Below are 1,819 nucleotides of genomic sequence, written 5' to 3'. Positions count from 1 at the left end.
GGCCGGGTGCAGACGGAAACCGGTAATGGCTTCGATCACCGTGTACGCCTTCTGGCGGTCGGTGAAGGTGAAGAACACCGGGGTCATGGCGCCGACGTCCTGGTTGTAAGTCCCCGGAACAGCAGGTGGCTGGTGATCCGGAAGAACTCGGCCATCATGATGCGGATGACGTCGACTTTCTCGGGCACCTTGATGCCGGCCAGCTTCTCGACCGAGAGCACGTATGGCAGGTTGTTCATCACGCCGCCGAGGTAGTCGATACGGTCGGTGTACGGGATGAAGCTGTGCCAGGACTGACGTTCGGCCATTTTCTCGGCACCACGGTGGTGGTAACCGATGTCCGGGACGCAGTCGACGATTTCTTCGCCGTCCAGTTGCAGGATGATACGGAACGCACCGTGAGCCGAAGGGTGGTTCGGGCCCAGGTTGAGGAACATGTAGTCCTCGTTGGCCCCGGAGCGCTTCATGCCCCAGTCTTCAGGACGGAAGCGCGCGGCTTCTTCCTCAAGCTGTTGCTTGGCTAGGTTGAGGCTGTACGGATCGAATTCGGTGGCGCGCGCCGGGAAGTCCTTGCGCAGCGGGTGACCTTCCCAGGTCGGCGGCATCATGATGCGCGACAGGTGCGGGTGGCCTTTGAAGTCGATGCCGAACATGTCCCAGACTTCACGCTCGTACCAGTTGGCGTTCGGCCAGATACCGGTCACGGTCGGCAAGCTCAGGTCGCTCTCGGACAAGGCGACCTTGATCATCACGTCACTATTACGCTCAAGCGACATGAGGTGATAGAACACGGTGAACTCGGCGTCCGATGGCAGCCCTTGACGCTTGGTGCGCAGACGCTCGTCCACGCCGTGCAGGTCATAGAGCATGACGTACGGCTTGGGCAGGTTGCGCAGGAAAGTCAGGACTTCAACGAGCCTGGCGCGAGCGACCCACAGTACCGGCATACCGGTGCGGGTCGACTGAGCGGTGAACGCTTCGGCGCCAAAACGGTTGTTCAATTCAACGACCACATCCTGGTCGTCTGCCTTATAAGGCGGGATGTACAGAGCGCTGCCTGTAGTCATGGTTATTTTTTCGCTTTCGGTCAACGTAAAGAATGAAGCCAGCTTCTCGTTTCTTTGTAAGAACAGATCTGGATCAGACTTCGTCAGGGCTGCGCAGGTTTGTGACTGCGATTCGCTGTTCGCGGCGCTGTTCTTTCTGCGAAGGCATGTCGGCGCGATAAACGCCTTGATCACCAACGACCCAGGACAGTGGGCGACGCTCCTGGCCAATCGATTCCTGCAACAGCATCAAGCCTTGCAGAAATGCTTCTGGACGGGGCGGGCAGCCAGGTACGTAGACGTCCACGGGCAAGAACTTGTCCACCCCTTGAACCACAGAGTAGATGTCGTACATGCCACCGGAGTTGGCGCACGAACCCATGGAGATAACCCATTTCGGTTCGAGCATTTGCTCGTAGAGACGCTGAATGATCGGCGCCATCTTGATGAAGCAGGTACCGGCGATAACCATGAAGTCGGCCTGACGCGGTGATGCCCGGATGACTTCGGCGCCAAAGCGCGCGATGTCGTGGGGCGCCGTGAAGGCGGTGGTCATTTCCACGTAGCAGCACGACAAGCCGAAGTTGTACGGCCACAGGGAGTTTTTACGTCCCCAGTTGACCGCACCGTTCAGCACGTCTTCCAGCTTGCCCATGAAAATGTTTTTGTGAACTTGATCCTCTAACGGATCGGAAACGGTTTCCCGTTCGCCAATCGGATACTGCTCGTTAGGAGCATCGGGGTCGATTCTGGTGAGATTGTATTGCATTGCC

The 1,819-nt window shown here is 58.1% G+C and carries 1 protein-coding gene and 1 pseudogene; both read right to left on the bottom strand.

The genetic code is table 11. The features are described from left to right. Positions 1-1,067 (bottom strand): annotated as a pseudogene (locus ACIONG_RS30450) (NADH-quinone oxidoreductase subunit C); the annotation flags it as partial. A gap of 73 nt (positions 1,068-1,140) precedes the next feature. Then, positions 1,141-1,815 carry an NADH-quinone oxidoreductase subunit B family protein gene (locus tag ACIONG_RS30445; RefSeq protein ID WP_103306792.1) on the bottom strand — a complete coding sequence of 225 codons (675 nt, stop codon included), beginning with the start codon at positions 1,813-1,815 and terminating at the stop codon, positions 1,141-1,143. Positions 1,816-1,819 lie beyond the last annotated feature (4 nt).

The organism is Pseudomonas sp. NPDC087817 (genome assembly GCF_044742875.1).
Taxonomy (GTDB): domain Bacteria; phylum Pseudomonadota; class Gammaproteobacteria; order Pseudomonadales; family Pseudomonadaceae; genus Aquipseudomonas.
The sequence above is the reverse complement of the archived record's forward strand: the minus strand, read 5'-3'. Positions and strand labels throughout refer to the sequence as shown.

What these genes read in the sequence shown, in the direction of transcription:
- ACIONG_RS30445 (WP_103306792.1), bottom strand. Translation starts at nt 1,815, where the DNA reads ATGCAATACAATCTCACCAGAATCGACCCCGATGCTCCTAACGAGCAG.